General features: G+C 70.3%; 15 protein-coding genes. 9 read left to right on the top strand and 6 right to left on the bottom strand.

Going from position 1 to position 16,168, the window contains the following annotated elements:
• Positions 1-43: 43 nt before the first annotated feature.
• The gene (locus tag NE236_RS39645; protein ID WP_252847450.1) at positions 44-1,075 is read right to left on the bottom strand and encodes a S1 family peptidase; all 1,032 of its coding nucleotides are present in this window, start codon (positions 1,073-1,075) and stop codon (positions 44-46) included.
• Positions 1,076-1,542: 467 nt separating this feature from the next.
• Here NE236_RS39645 and NE236_RS44140 point away from each other — a divergent pair, with 467 nt between their 5' ends.
• A complete protein-coding gene (locus NE236_RS44140; RefSeq protein ID WP_289851480.1) occupies positions 1,543-1,671 on the top strand; it encodes a hypothetical protein in 129 nt (42 codons plus the stop codon).
• Positions 1,672-1,876: 205 nt separating this feature from the next.
• Here the strand turns inward: NE236_RS44140 and NE236_RS39640 are convergent, their stop codons facing one another.
• The gene (locus NE236_RS39640; protein WP_252847449.1) at positions 1,877-2,302 is read right to left on the bottom strand and encodes an ATP-binding protein; all 426 of its coding nucleotides are present in this window, start codon (positions 2,300-2,302) and stop codon (positions 1,877-1,879) included.
• A gap of 355 nt (positions 2,303-2,657) precedes the next feature.
• Here NE236_RS39640 and NE236_RS39635 point away from each other — a divergent pair, with 355 nt between their 5' ends.
• Positions 2,658-3,518, top strand: a complete 861-nt coding sequence (locus NE236_RS39635) for a helix-turn-helix domain-containing protein (RefSeq protein WP_252847448.1) — start codon at positions 2,658-2,660, stop codon at positions 3,516-3,518.
• 272 nt (positions 3,519-3,790) lie between these two features.
• Here NE236_RS39635 and NE236_RS39630 read toward each other — a convergent pair whose 3' ends face one another.
• Positions 3,791-5,530, bottom strand: coding sequence for a PucR family transcriptional regulator (locus tag NE236_RS39630; protein WP_252847447.1), 1,740 nt, complete (start codon positions 5,528-5,530; stop codon positions 3,791-3,793).
• A gap of 38 nt (positions 5,531-5,568) precedes the next feature.
• Here NE236_RS39630 and NE236_RS39625 point away from each other — a divergent pair, with 38 nt between their 5' ends.
• From NE236_RS39625 to NE236_RS39590, 7 genes are all read left to right on the top strand, one after another.
• On the top strand, positions 5,569-5,844 hold the full coding sequence (locus NE236_RS39625; RefSeq protein ID WP_252847446.1) for a 4a-hydroxytetrahydrobiopterin dehydratase: 276 nt from the start codon (positions 5,569-5,571) through the stop codon (positions 5,842-5,844).
• Between the two features lie 210 nt (positions 5,845-6,054).
• Positions 6,055-7,320, top strand: a complete 1,266-nt coding sequence (locus NE236_RS39620) for an aspartate aminotransferase family protein (RefSeq protein WP_252847445.1) — start codon at positions 6,055-6,057, stop codon at positions 7,318-7,320.
• A complete protein-coding gene (locus NE236_RS39615; protein WP_308209210.1) occupies positions 7,314-8,807 on the top strand; it encodes a CoA-acylating methylmalonate-semialdehyde dehydrogenase in 1,494 nt (497 codons plus the stop codon). The genes NE236_RS39620 and NE236_RS39615 overlap by 7 nt, the downstream gene beginning before the upstream one ends.
• Before the next feature lie 516 nt (positions 8,808-9,323).
• A complete protein-coding gene (locus NE236_RS39610; protein ID WP_252847443.1) occupies positions 9,324-9,620 on the top strand; it encodes a hypothetical protein in 297 nt (98 codons plus the stop codon).
• Between the two features lie 267 nt (positions 9,621-9,887).
• On the top strand, positions 9,888-11,078 hold the full coding sequence (locus NE236_RS39605; protein WP_252847442.1) for an extracellular solute-binding protein: 1,191 nt from the start codon (positions 9,888-9,890) through the stop codon (positions 11,076-11,078).
• 695 nt (positions 11,079-11,773) lie between these two features.
• Positions 11,774-12,481: an adenylate kinase family protein gene (locus NE236_RS39595; protein ID WP_252847440.1), complete on the top strand. Its 708-nt coding sequence runs from the start codon at positions 11,774-11,776 to the stop codon at positions 12,479-12,481.
• Between the two features lie 97 nt (positions 12,482-12,578).
• On the top strand, positions 12,579-13,226 hold the full coding sequence (locus NE236_RS39590) for a thiaminase II/PqqC family protein (protein ID WP_252847439.1): 648 nt from the start codon (positions 12,579-12,581) through the stop codon (positions 13,224-13,226).
• A gap of 127 nt (positions 13,227-13,353) precedes the next feature.
• Here NE236_RS39590 and NE236_RS39585 read toward each other — a convergent pair whose 3' ends face one another.
• The 3 genes from NE236_RS39585 to NE236_RS39575 all read right to left on the bottom strand — a co-directional run bounded on the left by NE236_RS39585 (position 13,354) and on the right by NE236_RS39575 (position 16,009).
• On the bottom strand, positions 13,354-13,851 hold the full coding sequence (locus NE236_RS39585) for a GNAT family N-acetyltransferase (protein ID WP_252847438.1): 498 nt from the start codon (positions 13,849-13,851) through the stop codon (positions 13,354-13,356).
• Positions 13,852-13,899: 48 nt separating this feature from the next.
• On the bottom strand, positions 13,900-14,877 hold the full coding sequence (locus tag NE236_RS39580; protein ID WP_252847437.1) for a trypsin-like serine peptidase: 978 nt from the start codon (positions 14,875-14,877) through the stop codon (positions 13,900-13,902).
• A gap of 64 nt (positions 14,878-14,941) precedes the next feature.
• Positions 14,942-16,009, bottom strand: coding sequence for a trypsin-like serine peptidase (locus NE236_RS39575; RefSeq protein ID WP_252847436.1), 1,068 nt, complete (start codon positions 16,007-16,009; stop codon positions 14,942-14,944).
• Between the last annotated feature and the right edge of the window lie 159 nt (positions 16,010-16,168).

Below are 16,168 nucleotides of genomic sequence, written 5' to 3'. Positions count from 1 at the left end.
CCGCGCTTCCGGGGGCCCGCGAGCGGGGTTCAGCGAAGAAGGATCAGTAGACGCTCACTCCGTACGCGCTGAGCGCCGCGGTGACCGGCTGGAAGAAGGTCGTTCCGCCGGAGGTGCAGTCGCCGCTGCCGCCGGAGGTCAGCCCCAGCGCCGTGGTGCCGGAGTAGAGCGGGCCGCCGCTGTCGCCGCCTTCCGCGCAGACGGTCGTCCGGATCATTCCGGTGACGCTGCCCTCGGAGTAGTTCACCGTCTGGTTGAGCGCGGTGACGCTACCGGAATGGATGCCGGTGGTGCTGCCCCGGCGCGTCACCGACTCGCCGACGTACGCGCTGCCGGCCGAGGTGATGTCCTGGCTGCCGACCTGGCCCGGGTGCGCGACGCCGCTGGCGTACGTGACGATGGCGTAGTCGTGGCCGGGGAAGGTGCTGGACCGCGTCGTGCCGATCAGCGAGGTGTGGCTCGAGTTGCTGTACCAGCTGGACGCGATGTTGCCGCAGTGCCCGGCGGTCAGGAAGTAGTACGTGCTGCCGCTGACGACGTTGAAGCCCAGGGAGCAGCGGTACTGACCGCCGTAGATCGCGTCACCACCGGAGATCTCGGTGCGGAAGACGCCCGGCACGTACTCCATGCGGACGGCGCTGCCGAGCTGCTGGGCGGCCGAGGTGACCTGGACGAGCTTGGAACCGGTGACCGAGCTGTCGACGGAGAGCACGACCTGGTCGGTTGTGGGGTCGACGGCCCAGGCCGTGCCCGGCACCTTGGCCGTACGGTCGAGGGTGCCGATGGCCTGCTGGAGCCGGGCACCGCTGAACGGGACGATCCGGGGAACGGCGCCTGCCTGGCGTACGGCCGAGGCGTCCGACTTCGAGGTGACGGTCACGACGAGCTTCTTCGTGGACCGGTCGAGATACGAGCCGGCAGAGCGGGAACCCAGCCGCTGGGCCAGCTTCGTGGCGATGTGCGACGGATCCGGCTGCGAGACGGCCGCCTGGGCCGACGCCGCGAGAAGGGAGCCGCCCAGCAGTGTGGCGGCAGCGGCGATCAGTCCAGCGCGCCGGGGAGCAGTGAATCTCACACGAGCCTCCCTCAGGGGTGGCGGGCACGCCCCGATGGCGTGCCCGAGGGACGGCATGGCAACGGCGCTCGGCTCGCGGGCGGAGGGGGCCGCCCGGGCGGGGTCGAGATCCGATTACCTGGCCTTCGCAGATCCTCACAAACCAAGTCAAAAGCCGCAAGGTCAAATGTTAGTCCGGAATCGGTCACGTCAAAAGCAGGTGAATACTACCGAGTATCCGAACCGGGTGAAGGCCGACCGGGCCACGGAGTCATGGCGGTGGTCAAGCTCCACGTCAGTGACCTGGGCCTCCGACGTCGTCCGGCCCGATGACCCGCCCGCCGAGACGTGAAGAGCGCGACGGCTGCCGGGAGGTGAAGACAGACCTCGCGGCGGCCGGTCGCGACCCTCCCGTCGTTCGCATGGCTCCGCGCCACTCCGTCATCGGGTCCCGTGCGACTCCTCACCGGGCAGGCGGGGGTACGGTGATGACGGTCGTGGCCGGCGCGCCCACTGCGGTCGCACGGCTTCCATCGCAGGTGACCGGCCGCCGCCGGGCGGAGTCCGCCGAACAGATCCCCGCCCCAGAGACCGAACTCGTCCCCGTCGCGAAGTGATCACTTCCCGTCGAGTCCCGGGATGATTCGGTGCCGGGGCTTCAGGCGTGTCGTGGCCCGGCGTCCTCGCGGTAGAGCACCGAGCTGATCGGTGCCGGCCGCGGTGTCCTCGACGCTCGGTGAATGACCGCCGGCCGGGGCGGGATCGGAAGTGGTGAGTGGCCGACGGGCCGGCGAAGACTCGGGAATGCGGGTGAACGGGGGCTCAGCTGAAGGTGGCGGTGACCGTGTGGCCGTGGTCCGGGTCGCCGGTCCAGGTGACGTGGGTGGCGAGGTCCTCGACGATGGGGAGGCCGCGGCCGTTCTCGGCGAGGTCGTCGTCGTGCCGCCTCGTATGGGGGCCGCTGTCCTCCAGCGATCCTCCCTGATCGGTGACGGAGATCGCCAGGCAGTCCTCCCCGCGGCGCACCTCGACGACGAACGTGCCACCGGGCCGGCCGGAACGGGTGTGGATGAGGGCGTTGCCGGCCAGTTCGGCCACCACCTGGACCGCGTCGTCGGCGCGCCGGCAGTCCTCCAGGAGGAAGGCCACGAACCTGCGGACGAGTCGCGCCTGGTCCGGGCGGCCGGGGAAGGTCCGGCGCCAGCACATCGTGGTGATGGATGTGGTCGGCGTCGTCTCGTGGAGCATGGCGGTCACGGTGGTGCGCCCTCCCGTCGAATGGGGTGAGTGCCGAGGCCCGGGGAGACGCTCGATGTTCCCTGGACCTGGGGAGCACGACACGGGACCCGTGGGGTGGGTCGGGGGCCGGTCCGGTTCCGCCGGAGCGGTGGCGGCTAAAGTGGCCGGTGACACGGTGGCGCGCCTGTTCGCTGCCGTCACGTCGGGCGACCCCCTCGATCACATGGCGTGTTCGGTCTCTTACGCATAGTGCTGCGACCTGGTGGATCCGCGCAAGCGGTTCGCTGAGAATTCTCACAATTTACCGCTCGGTAACTCTGTGAAATCGATTGCTCGCACTCAGTGACGTCGGCACACTGGGCTCGTGCCGGATCCCTCACCGACCATCCGCGAACGCCGCATCGCGATCGAGCTGCGTCGTCTTCGTGAACAGACAGGACTGACCCTCGATCAGGCGGCCGAGCGGCTCGGGTGGAGCCGCGCCACGCTCGGCCGCATGGAGACCGCCATCCGGAGGATCAAACCCGTCGAGCTGCAACGGCTCCTCGACATCTACAAGGTGGACGTCCGTCGCCGCGACGATCTCGCGGAGCTGGCTCGCGGCGCGCGCGAGCGCGGCTGGTGGCATCGCTACACCGACACCCTGCCCGCCGCGTACGCCTCCTATATCGCCTTGGAGGCTGATGCTCGGTCGCTGCGGTGTTATGACGCCCTGGTCGTTCATGGGTTGTTGCAGACCGAGGACTACGCGCGGGAGGTGATCAAGGCCGGCCTCATGCAGCTGGCCTCTGACTCTGAGGTGGAGCGGCGCGTCGAGGTGCGCCTCAACCGACAGGCGCTGCTCGCCGAGCGGACGCCCCCGCTGGAGCTGTGGTGTGTGATCGACGAGAACACCCTGCGCCGCATGATCGGCGGTACGGCCGTCATGCGGGCGCAGTACACCCATCTCGCCGAACTGGCCGAGCTCCCCAATGTCACCCTCCAAGTCCTGCCGCACAAGGTCGGGGCGCATCCGGGTGTGGAAGGTACCTTCGCGATCTTGGAGTTCCCGGAGCGTTACATGCCCGATGTCGGCTACATCGAGGCGCTCAACGGCGCCCTGTATCTCGAGGACGACACCGACGTCCACGCCTACTCGCTCGTGTTCAACCGGCTCGTCGCCGAGGCGCTCGGGCTCGGTGAGTCGGCCGCATTCCTCCGCCGACTGGCGGCAGAAGAGACATAAGGAAGGTCAGAATGACCGATAACCCGATTCCCCCCTGGCGCAAATCCATCCGGAGTAACGCGTCGAGTGGCTGTGTCGAAGTCACCTGGATCGATGGAGCGTTCCTCGGCAGTACGGGGGCGGCGGGCAGACCGCCGGAGTGACCTGCGGTCTGGAGGAGGCGGAACTGGCGCGGCCGTCGCGGCGTCTGTTCCGCCTCTCGCTTGCTGGACCGGCGTCGAGCCGGCCCTGGGCGGCCTTGCCGCATGCTTCCGTGCACGTCGGACTCGCCGTTACATGCGGTCCTTGCGGAGGGCGTCGAGGGCGAGTAGGGCGACGTGCAGGGAGGCGCACGACTCGACGTCCTCCAGGTCCGCGCCGAGCACTCGTTCGATGCGGCGCAGCCGCTCGTACAACGCCGGCCGCGACAGGTGGGCCCGTTGGGCCGTGAGGACCTTGTTGCGGCCGCTGCCGAGGTAGAGGCCGAGCACGTGGACGAGGTCGCTGCCGCGCTGGGCGTCGTAGGTCAGGAGCGGGCCCAGCTCGCGTTCGGTGAACGTCTGCAGCCGCGCGTCGTCGCGCAGCAGGTGTAGCAGGCCGCGTAGCCGCAGGTCGGGCAGGCGGTAGAAGAGCCGTCCGTCGTTGCGTCCGGCGGCGACGGCGGCGACCTGCTCGGCCTCCAGAAACGATCGGCGGACGTCGCGTACGGACTCCACGGTCGACCCCACGGCCATGACGAACGCCTCCGCGCCACCGCGTGGTCGCGCGGCCCGGCCGCCCGTGTCGGGTCCGGCCGCGGCGCGGTCACGGCCGGCCGCCGCCGGACCGCAATGGTGGGCCCGGAGGCGGCGCGCCACCTCGCACAGGACGTCGTCCTCGGCGGCGCGTGCGGGGAGTGAGGCGAGCACGCCGACCCGGGCCTGCGGAGAGCTCTCGTCGAGGGCGCCCACGAGGGCGGACAGGTTCGCCTCCCGGCAGGCGGCGGCGGTCGCCTCGGCCAGTTCCGCGATCGAGGCGGCCGTCGAGCTGTCGCCGCCGTGCGTCAGGCCGAGTGCCGGGGGAGGGTCGGAGCGCACCGACGGGCGCGGAAGGACCACGATGCCGAGCAGGCGGCGGCCGGTGAGCGGCACGCCGAGGGCGCGGGCACGGGCCGCCGCCTCCTGTGGGTCGGCGTACGCGTGCGCGAGGATGCCGTTGATGATCGAGCCGTGCGCCTGGCGTTCGAGGCTCTCGGCGTGCCGGTCGAGCAGCCGTCCGAGCGCGAGCGTGGTCGCCGCGCGCTCGATGAGGACGACGTCACGGGGCGAGGGCGGGTCCATCGAGGTGATGATGAGCCGCCCCCAGTCCTCACCGCGCGCGCCGACGACGGTCAGCAGCCACCGTGAGGACCCGTCGTACGCGGTGCGCTCCTCGGGGCGTACGGCCCGCGAGCGGATCTCCCAGCCGGTCAGCAGCTCGGCGGGGTCGGACCCGGCCATCTCGGCGGCCAGCACCTGGTGGGCGAGGTTCTCCAGCACGACGGGGCGCCCGGCGATGACGGCCACCTGGCGGACCACCTCGGCCGGTGGCGCGCCGTCGACGGACAGCTGGGTGAACACCTCGTGCAGCTTCTCCGAGGCGCGCAGCTCGGCCAGCTGCGCGTCGATGATCTGGGCGTGCACCGCCTCGGTGACGTCGACGAACGGAGTCTCCCGCGCCCAGGCGATGAGCGGGAGCCGGTGCTCCTCGGCCGCCGCGACCAGCGCGTCGGGGAGCGTGCGCGCGTACTTGCGGCCCAGCTCGACGATGAGGCCGCTGATGCCCACCTCGGCGAGCTCGGCGACGTACGTCCGGAGGCGGTGTGGATCGTCCGGCAGCGCGATGCCGGTGGTGAGCACCAGTTCGCCGCCGCGCAGCAGGTGGGCGATGTCGGTGACCTCGGCGACATGGACCCACCGCACGCGGGCGTCGAGGTGGTCCGCGCCGGCGATGATCCGGGGCTCGCCCCGCCGGACCGCGTCGAGCCGCAAGACGTCGGCCAGAGTGGGCAGCACAATTGTGATGCTACGGAACAGACGCGAGGAGGGGCCAGATGGATCGGCTGGACAGCGACGCCGTCGACCGCGAGCTGGCGACGACCCCGGGCTGGGAGCTCGCCGAGGACGCGATCGTCAAGACCGTCACGTTCAAGGACTTCAAGGAGGCGATGGCGTTCGTCAACCGCGTGGCGGAGGTCGCCGAGGAGCAGAACCACCACCCGGACATCCTGATCCGCTGGAACAAGGTCACGCTGACGCAGAGTACGCACGTCGCCGGAGGCCTGACGGAGTACGACTTCCGCCTCGCCCGCCGCCTCAACCGGCTCTGAGCAGCGGCCGAGCGAGCGCGGTGCGGCGAACGGGGTGTCCGGACGAACGTGTCCTCTGCGCGCCTCCGGCACGACGAAGGCCGGACGCGAAGCGGGTGAGACGCGTGAGTGAGCCATAGGCTCGCGGCCGACAGGTTGCCAGACTCGGTGGGTCGATGCTGACAGTCTGTCGGCTGGCGCTCTGGGGTGTTAAGCGGGAAGACTCGTTGTATGTCGGACTTGCTTGCACGTCATCGCGCGGTCATGCCGAACTGGATGGCCCTCTACTATGACGAGCCCATCGAGATCGTCAGCGGGAAGGGCAACCGCGTCACCGACGCGAACGGCCGTTCCTACCTCGACTTCTTCGCCGGGATCGTCACGAACACGCTCGGCTACGACCTCGCCGAGGTACGCGAGGCCGTCGAACGCCAGCTCCGCACCGGAGTCGTGCACACCTCGACGCTGTACCTGATGCGCGGCCAGGTCGAGCTCGCCGAGAAGATCGCCCGGCTCTCCGGCATCGACGACGCCAAGGTGTTCTTCACCAACTCCGGCACCGAGGCGAACGAGACGGCGCTCCTGCTCGCGACGTACGCGCGCAAGAGCAACCAGATCCTCGCCATGCGGCAGAGCTACCACGGCCGGTCCTTCGGCGCGACCGCGATCACGAGCAACCGCACGTGGAAGAACAACGCGCTGTCGCCGCTGAGCGTGTACTTCCTGCACGGCGGGGACCGGCATCTCTCGCAGTTCCGGGGGCTCTCGGACGCCGACTTCATCCGGGTCTGCGTGGAGGACCTGCGGCACACCCTCGCCACCGTCACGGCCGGTGACGTCGCGGCCGTCATCGCCGAGCCGATCCAGGGCGTCGGGGGGTACACCGTCCCGCCGGACGGGCTGTACGCGGCGTACCAGGAGGTGCTGGCCGAGCAGGGCATCCTGTTCATCTCCGACGAGGTGCAGACCGGCTGGGGGCGTACCGGCCAGAACTTCTGGGGCATCCAGAACCACGGCGTGACGCCCGACATGATGACCTTCGCCAAGGGGCTCGGAAACGGCTTCGCGATCGGCGGTCTCGTCGCGCGCCGCGAGCTGATGGACGCGCTGCACGCGACCGGCCTGTCGACGTTCGGCGGCAACCCGATCTCCACCGCCGCCGCGAACGCGACGCTCGACTACATCCTCGACCACGACCTGCAGGCCAACGCCGCCAAGGTCGGCGGGCAGATCATCGAGGGCCTGCGGGCGGCGGCCGCCCGGCTGCCGATCGTCACCGACGTACGCGGCAAGGGCCTGATGTTCGCGGTGGAGCTGACCGAGCCGGAGCTCGCCGCACGGATGCTGGAGGAGACCAAGGCCCGTGGCCTGCTCATCGGCAAGGGCGGGCTGTACGGCAACACGCTCCGGATGGCCCCGCCGCTGACGCTGACCGAGGATGAGGGCAAGGAGGGGCTCGGCATCCTCATCGACGCCCTGGAGGCGGTCTCATCATGAAGCAGATCACGCACTGGATCGGCGGCAAGCCCTGGACCGGGACCGCCGAGCGCCAAGGCGACGTCTACGACCCGGCGACCGGGCAGGTGGGCGGCCGCGTGGACTTCGCCTCGGCCGACGAGGTGGGCGCCGCCGTCGCCGCCGCGCGCGAGGCCTTCCCCGCGTGGCGGGACGCGTCTCTCGCCAAGCGCGCGAACGTGCTGTTCGCGTTCCGCGAGCTGGTCGACCGGCACCGCGGCGACCTCGCCGCTGCGATCACGTCGGAGCACGGCAAGGTACGCGCCGACGCGGCCGGCGAGGTCGCCCGCGGCCTGGAGGTGGTGGAGTTCGCCTGCGGCATTCCCCACCTGCTCAAGGGCGGCTTCTCGGAGAACGTCTCCACCCGCGTGGACTCCTACTCCATTCGCCAGCCACTGGGCGTCGTCGCCGGCATCACGCCGTTCAACTTCCCGGCCATGGTGCCGATGTGGATGTTCCCTCTCGCCATCGCCTGCGGGAACACCTTCGTGCTCAAGCCGTCGGAGAAGGACCCGTCGGCGTCGCTGCTCCTGGCGGAGCTGTGGCGGGAGGCGGGGCTGCCCGACGGCGTCTTCAACGTGGTGCACGGGGACAAGGCTGCGGTGGACGCGCTGCTCACCCACCCGGACGTGCGCGCCGTGAGCTTCGTCGGCTCGACGCCGATCGCGCGGTACGTCTACGAGACGGGCACCACGCACGGAAAGCGGGTTCAGGCCCTCGGCGGCGCGAAGAACCACATGCTCGTGCTGCCCGACGCGGACCTGGACCTGGCCGCCGACGCGGCCGTCTCCGCCGGGTTCGGCTCGGCGGGGGAACGGTGCATGGCGATCTCTGCGGTGGTCGCGGTCGACCCCGTGGGCGACGAGCTGGTGGCCAAGATCAAGGAGCGGGTGGCGAAGCTGGCCGTCGGTCCGGGCGCCGACGAGCGCTCGGAGATGGGTCCGCTGGTCACCGGCGCGCACCGTGACAAGGTCGTGTCCTACCTCGACAGCGGCGTCGCTCAGGGCGCCACGCTGGCCGTCGACGGGCGCGGGCACTCCCTGCCCGACGGCGCGGGATTCTGGCTCGGTCCGACGGTCCTCGATCACGTGACGACGGAGATGGACTGCTACAAGGACGAGATCTTCGGTCCCGTCCTGTCGGTCGTACGGACGCTGTCGTACGAGACCGGCATGGACCTGATCGCCGCCAACCCGTACGGCAACGGCACCGCCGTCTTCACGAACGACGGCGGCGCGGCCCGGCGGTTCTGCAACGAGGTCGAGGTCGGAATGGTCGGGGTGAACGTTCCGATCCCGGTGCCGATGGCCTACTACTCCTTCGGCGGCTGGAAGGCCTCGCTGTTCGGGGACACGCACATGCACGGAACCGAGGGCGTGCACTTCTACACGCGCGGGAAGGTCGTCACCTCGCGGTGGCTGGACCCCTCCCACGGCGGCGTCAATCTGGGCTTCCCCACGAACGGCTGATCGGCAGGCGTGATCGCGTCCGTCTCGGCGGATGCGGTCACGCGGCCCGGCAGAGAGGGCTTCTGGCCCTGCATGCCGTCATTCGGCAATAAAGGGGCGCATGCCCGTTTCGGTGATTGCTGTCGGAATTCTAATTCCGGCGGGTCGTTTTCAATTCACGCGGCGACGGATTTCCGGCCGGCGCGAAATCGGGGTCTTGTCACCTGAAGGTCAAAGCCGGGTGGCGGTGGGTGGCCTCCGGGGGCGGGGTGGGCCACGATGGGTCCAGGGGCCCGTCCGTTGGGGGTTGCACAAGATCGTCATCGTGTGCTCCGCTCGTGCGAGCGCGCAGGGTCTTTCTTGAAAAGGTCGCAGCACCTTCATGGGTATTGGTTTGCGCTAATCCGGTAGCTTGACAGGTAAACCTACAAACACTAGCCGGAGCCCTTGACCTGCTCTGTGGCATACGACACACTGCGGTTGTCGATAGCTGTTGGCGCAAACTTCAGAAGTTCCCCGGTTCCCAGGGAGCACCCCATGTCTGCCGACGACTCGCCCGACCAGACGCCGTTCTCGTTGCTCGCCGTGTTGGCGGCGCGCTACCCGGAGTGGACGATCTGGTTCGGCGAGGCCACCGGTCACTGGTGGGCGCTCCCGCCTCACGACCGCGAGCCCGGCGAGTTCATCGAGGCTCCGACGGTGAAGGAGCTGGTCGAGTCGATCGAGGCGCTGAAAGCGCGCCCCCGAGTCCCCTACCAGACACGAGGTCCGTCTCCGGGCGCGGCGCGGGGCAGGCTCCCCGCCGCCTCCCGACCCGGAGGGCGGATCCGATGACCCCCCGCGCGGCCCGGCCGGGCCGCACCCAAGCCGCGGTCTCAGGTGAGCATTTTTGCCAGTCACGCCGCCTCCCCCTCCAACACCTCCGTGACAGGCGTGACTGCAGAGGGGCGCTCTCCTGAGGCCGCCGGGAGTCCGGGCAACCGTGTAGCCCCCGGCACGGTTGCCCGGACCTCCATTTCCCCACCTCGTGGGTCCTGTCCGCGTCGGCCCACCCATATCGTTACGCTCGCCGCAGACGTGTTGTCATGAGACGGGAGCGGCATGAGGCGTTCACGACGGCGTGCGGCAGCCGTGTCGGCCATCGTGCTGGCCGCCGTGCTCGGCCTGGTCGGCTGCAGCGGAGGCGGCGGCGTCCACCGTACGAGAGAGGTCCGGGCGGCCGACACCCTCGGGGCGGGTGAGGGCTCGGTCTCCCTCCTGACGTGGAACGGCTACGCCGAAGACGGCTCCAACGACCCCCGGGTCGACTGGATCACCCCGTTCCAGAAGAAGACCCGGTGCCGGGTGGACATCAAGTACGCGACCGACGCGCAGGAGATGCGCCAGCTGATGTCCAAGCCGAACCTGCACTACGACGGTGTCGCGGCGCCCCCGGAGATCGCCGGGCAGCTCGTGGCGGACCGCCAGGTCGTGGCGGTCAATCCCGACCTCATCGACGGCTACAAGGACCTCGAACCCGTTCTCCGCGCGCAGCTGACCAAGGACGGCAAGCCCTACGGCGTCCCCTTCACCTGGGGGTCGAACCTCCTCATGTACGACCAGCGCGCGGTGCGCACGGCGCCGGACAGCTGGGGCGCGCTGTTCGACCCGGCCGAGGCCAAGAAGTACGCCGGCCGTCTCGTGGTCCGCGACAGTCCGCTGACGCTCGGCGACGTCGCCCTCTACCTCAAGGCGCACGACCCGAAGCTGCACATCAAGGATCCGTTCGCGCTGACCGGAAAGCAGCTCGCCGCGGCGGCGTCGTTGATCACGAAGCAGCATCCGTACGTCAGCACCTACTGGCTCAACCCGTCCGACGCCATCGCCCCGTTCGCCGACGGGCAGGCCGCCCTGGGCCAGGTCTGGCCGTACCAGGTGGACGTGCTCAGCCGGAGCGGTCGCTCCGTCGCCGGGGTCACTCCGCGCGAGGGCGTCACCGGCTGGATGGACGCCTGGATGGTCGGAGCCCGGGGCGACCACCCCAACTGCATGTACCAGTGGCTGAACTGGGCGAGTTCTCCGGAGGTCCAACAGCAGGTGGCGGAGTGGGACGGCGTCGCCCCGGCCAATTCCGAGGCGTGCGGACACGACCGGCTGCGCCCGCAGTTCTGCAGTGCGTACCACGTCGGCGACCGGTCGTACCTCAATAAGATCGTTTTTGCCCGTACGCCGACGAAGGACTGCGGCGGGCGCGGTGAGGGCTGCGCCGACTATGCCGCCTGGATCCGCGCCTGGCAGAACGCCCGCCGCTGAGCCCGGGTCCGCGAGAACACCCGGCGTCCTTTTCGCCGCGAACGGGGGCCTGGCGAGAAGACGCGCGCTCGGCCGCCCCCGCCGAGCGCGCGTCTCTCATCGGGCGTCCCGGGCTCCCCCCGGACCCGGGACGCTCCTTTTCCGGTTAGGCCCTGATCTTCGCGCGCCGGCCCCGGGTCTGCTGAACCGGAATACACAGTGCTGGGGCGCAGTCGTCGCAGGCGAACACGCGAGAGTCGTCCGGCAGTCGCCCGACGTGGACGCGCGGTCGGGGCCACCTCTTGTGGCAGACCACACATGCCTCGCCCCAGCGCTGCTCGATGGTGAGACCCTCCGGATCGAATGTCGGTGTGGAACGGGCCATGACGTCCCCCCAACTTCTCGGCTCCGTTCGGCCTCCATTTCTATCGGTGGGCCGGTGAGGCATCAGTGTGTGAAACCACAAGGCAGGGCAAAACCTCGGAGAATTGCCGGGCGCATACGATTCTCCGGGATTAGCGCTCAGTTCTGGTCAGGCACTCAACCGTCATGAAAGACGACCGGAAAGCCGGCCGGAAGGTGCGGCGGTGCGACCGGTTCGCCGGTGAGCTCCCGAGACGGGTTCCGGGAGCAGGGTGGCAGCGCGTCCGCCGGTTCGGCGTGGCAATCTCCATCCGGGCTGACAGCGGAGCGTGCGCTGTGCCATTCTGCTGACGGTGCGAAAGTACGTGATCATGGGAGTGCCGGGAAGCGGCAAGAGCACCCAGAGCGCCATGCTGGCGCGCGAGTTCGATCTGGTGCAGATCAGCGTCGGCGACATCTTCCGGTGGCACGTCAAGAACCACACCAAGATCGGCGCTCAGGTCCGCCGGGTGATGGCGGCCGGCCAGCTCGTCGGAGACGACCTGGTCGAACGGATCGTGCGCGACCGTCTGGACCAGCACGACTGGAACTACGGTTTCATCATCGACGGATTCCCGCGCAACCGCCGTCAGGCCGAGTTCTTCCTGGAGAGCTACGACATCGACGGCGTCATCCTTCTCGATCTGCCGGACTCGGAGGTCCGCCGCCGAGTCCTCGCGCGGCGGCTCTGCTCGGTGTGCGGCATGGACTACAACCTCATCGAGGACCGGCCGAAACGACCCGACCGGTGCGACGTCTGCGGCGGCGAGCTGGTCACCCGCGAGGACGACACCCCCGAGGCACTCGCGGCCCGCCTGCACGACTACCACGGGAAGATCGACCCGGTGTTGGAGCTGTTCCGGCGCAAGGAGTTCGTCTTCACCGCCGACGCCCGCCGCGACCCGGACACCGTGCAGCGGGAGATCCGCGAGCGTCTCGGTCTCGACGGACGGCATCCCGTACGGCCTGCCGAGGACGAGCTCACGGAGGGCCGGCCCGCCGAGGAGCGGCCTGTCGAGTGACCCGGGCTCCAGGGGCCGAGGCCGACGGCCGTTCGCGGTCGGGACCGGTTCGCGCGTCGCGATTGACGCGGGTGCCGCCGGGTGCTGGCCTGGGAACATGACCGTCGCCGAGGACCTCGTCCGTCGTGCCCGCGAGGAGAACCCGCCGGGCGGCAACCGCTTCCTCGATCTGCTGGAGGCCTCGGCGGTGCCTCCCGAGCGGCTGACCTGGCTGGCGGGGGAGCAGTGGCACATCGTGCGCAGCGACCGCCGCAGCTTCGCCCTGTTCGCCGCCCGGTTCCCGGATCCGCCGTCAGGTGATCTCCTTCTGGCGCTGGCGGGTGGCGAGGGCACGGCACTCGGCCTGCTGCCGGCGTTCGCCGCCGCCCTCGGCTGGACGGAGGAGGACCTTCGCGCGTACGAGCCGCGCCCCCTCGCCCAGGCGTACCCCGCGTACCTCGCCTGGAGCGCGCTGTCCGGTACGCGCAGCGGTCTCGCCCTCGCGATGCTGGCCAACCTCGAAGAGTGGGGCTCCTACTGCGGCCGGGCGGCCGATGCCCTGACGGCCCGGTACGGCCTCGTCGAGGAGGCCGTCGCCTTCTTCCGGTACTTCGCCACCCCGCCGCCCGGCTTCGCCGCGCAGGCGACCGCCGTCATCGAGCAGGGGCTGGCGGCCGGTGAGAGCCCGCAGGAGGCCCTGCGCGCCGCCCGCATGCTGCACGCCTACGAGGCGGCGTTCTGGGCGGCGCTCGCCGAAGGACTGTGATCCGCCGGGGGTGGGTGCTTCGACCCCGACCGGCTGCGGCGGTCGAGACGGGTGACCAACTGATCAGGGTGACCGGCTGATCCGGGTGAGCAGGCGACCGCCGGCCGGTCACGGCGACCGGACGAGGTCAGCGGCGGGTGTCCGCTCGCAGCGTCTTCTCGAAGCAGATGCTCCGAGCGGAGTGTGACCCGAAGGGCGGGATGCGCACGTATCCACTCGCCTCGTACAGACCCGCCTCCCGCAGGTCGGCGGCCTTCAGCCGGGCGATCCGGCAGCCGCGTCGGCGGGCGAGATCCTCGGCCCCCCGCAGCAGCAGCCGGGTGACGCCGAGGCCCCGATACTCCGGCCGGACATAGACGTGTCCCACCTCGGCGCCCTGCCCACCCGAGGAGGGCCCGCCCGTATCGATCCCGGTGGCGCTGATCCAGCGCACGCCGGCGCAGCCGATCAGCGCCGCCCGCTCGCGGGCGACGAGGAAGACCATTCCCGGCTCGGCCGGTGAGGGGCGGTCGGCGGCGACGCCGAACCGGGCGGCCAGCTCGGCGGCCTGCTCGACGTGGAGGCCGGTCACGATCGGGTCGTCGAAGGAGGTCTCGACCAGTTCCACGCGGGGACTGTTGATCATGCCGGGTCAGAGTAGAGAATGCGCCGCGCGTGTGAAGGGGATTCGCGTTCACGCATGCTGTGCCTCCTCGTAGACCCGGCGGACGGCGGGCCCGAAATAGGGGCCGTACATCGTCGCGGGGTCATCGGAATACTTGAAGCTGTTGACCGAGGTGACCACGCCCGTCCCCGTCGTGGCGTTGAAACGGGCCAGCCACGGCCCCCCGCTGGCACCTTCGGACATGTCGCAGCGCAGTCCCTGGTCCTGGGTGAGCCGATGAGCGTCCGGGTAGGTCCTGCCGCTGCAGTAGGTCAGCCGCTCGCCGTCGTAGTGGCCGCCCGTCGGGTAACCGAAGTCGTAGACGACGGCGCCCCGTGGCTGGTCGAAGGCGACGTTCTGCGCGCCGACCACGTCTGCGACGTGGCGCCCGCCGACCGTGGCCAGCGCCACCATCGCGACGTCGTGGTTCTCGTCGTGCCTGACCGACCACGCGTTCGGCGCGAACAGGTGCCGGGCGGTGAACGCGCCGTACGGCCGGCGGCCCAGGTCGTAGCCGGGCACGTAGATCCAGTTGCGGGCCCAGACCCCGGCGGCGTCCTGCACACAGTGGCCGGCGGTGACCACGAGGTCGCGGTTCGCGCCGGTCACCGTGCCCGCCGAGCACACATAGTCGCCGCCGTTGATGGTGAAGAACACCTTCCCGGTGGTGGCGCGCACCGCGCCGAGAGAGATCCAGGGCGCGCCGGGGTCGCTCTCGGCGGAGTGCCGGTCCGCCGCGTGGGCGAGGAGGTCGGTGCCGGCCGAGGCCGGTGGTGCCTCCGGCGCCTGGACGGCCTCAGACCGGTGCGGAACCCGGTCGGGAGGGGTGAGGGCGCGCTGCATCCGCTGGACGGTCCAGTACCGCAGGATCGCCGACCGCCTGGTGGCGATCGCATGGTCGGTCACCCCCGCCACGCCCGGCCCGTGGTGGGACGTCCCGGCGCCGGGCGTGCCGAGGAGGGCCCCGACGGCGGACACGGCGCAGGCGATGCGGGCGGGCGTGGGCATGAGTCGAAAGTGTGCAGGACCCTGGGTGTTCGCACGGTGACTTGACGTAAAGCGGTGCCCCCGATCAGGTGTTCTGTGCTTTGTCGTAGAGGGCCTGCACGGCGGTGCCGAAGTACGGCCCGAACATCTCGTTCGGCAGCGCGTTGTACTTGAAGGAGTTGAGCGAGTTCTGCGTGCCGGTACCGGTCCTGTCGTCGAAGCCGGTGAACCAGGGGCCGCCGCTGGAGCCGGCGGTCATGTCGCAGGTCAGCCCGAGGTCATGGGTCTTGCCGGGGTCTTCCTTGGCCGTTCCGCTGCAGTAGACCAGCTTCGATCCGTCGTACGGCGCCTCGGCGGGGTAGCCGAAGGCGTACATCGGCCGGTGGCGTCGCTGGTTGAACGCGATGCCCTGACCGCCGACCACGCTGGTCAGCGTGCGGCCGTTCAGCGGGGCGACGGTGGCGACGCCGACGTCGTAGTCGAGATCCTCGCGCGCCTCCCACTGTGCCGTGGTGAGCGTCCGCATGGCGGTCCACTTCCCGTACGGCGCCTGGCCGTCGTGGTACCCGGGAACGAACACCCAGTCGGTGTGCCAGGCGCGGTCGAGCCGTACGCAGTGCCCCGCGGTGATGACCGTGCTCTGGTTCGCGCTGGTGACCGCGTTGCCCGAACACGACGCCGGGTGCCCTTGGTACGTGAAGAAGACCCGCCCGGTGGTGTGCGCGACCCCGCCCCCGGAGGTCCAGGCCGCTCCGGCGGAGGGCGACGACGCCGGCGTCTCGGACGGAAGGCCGCCCGGGACGGGCCGTCGAGTCGTCTGGAGGGCGACGAGGTCGTCCAGTGGGTCCGCGCGGCGCATACGCGCGGGCGTCCACCACCGTACGAGCCGCTCCCGGTCCGTGCGGGTCTCCGCCATCCGGTGCACGGCCGGCGACACCTGGTGAATGCCCAGGCCGATGCGGCCGCCGGCCGCGTCGCGGCGCCCGAGGCGGGGAGCCGTCTCCCGCCCGCGCACGGCGGGTCCGCCGGATGAGGAGATCCCCGTTCTGCGACCGGGATGCGCCGGATCGGCATGAGACGCCGACGATGGGGGAAGCGACAGGAACGCGCCGATCAGTGCGGACACGGCCGCGACGCGGGGGGAGTTCTTCATGACCCTGGTGCCCTTCTGCGGCCGTCACGGGGGAGGCGGCCGCGATGGTGAGACGCTGGCCGGAACCCTAGCGCGAAGCGTGTTCACATGACTACGGAGAGAAATCGGTATATGGGGGGTGCCTCCCGGTTCGCGGGTCATCGAGATCCGTCGCGGCGG

The organism is Actinoallomurus purpureus, assembly GCF_024055795.1.
In the GTDB taxonomy this organism is placed as follows: domain Bacteria; phylum Actinomycetota; class Actinomycetes; order Streptosporangiales; family Streptosporangiaceae; genus Actinoallomurus; species Actinoallomurus purpureus.
Note: the sequence above shows the minus strand (reverse complement) of the source record. Positions and strands in the feature narration are given on the sequence as shown.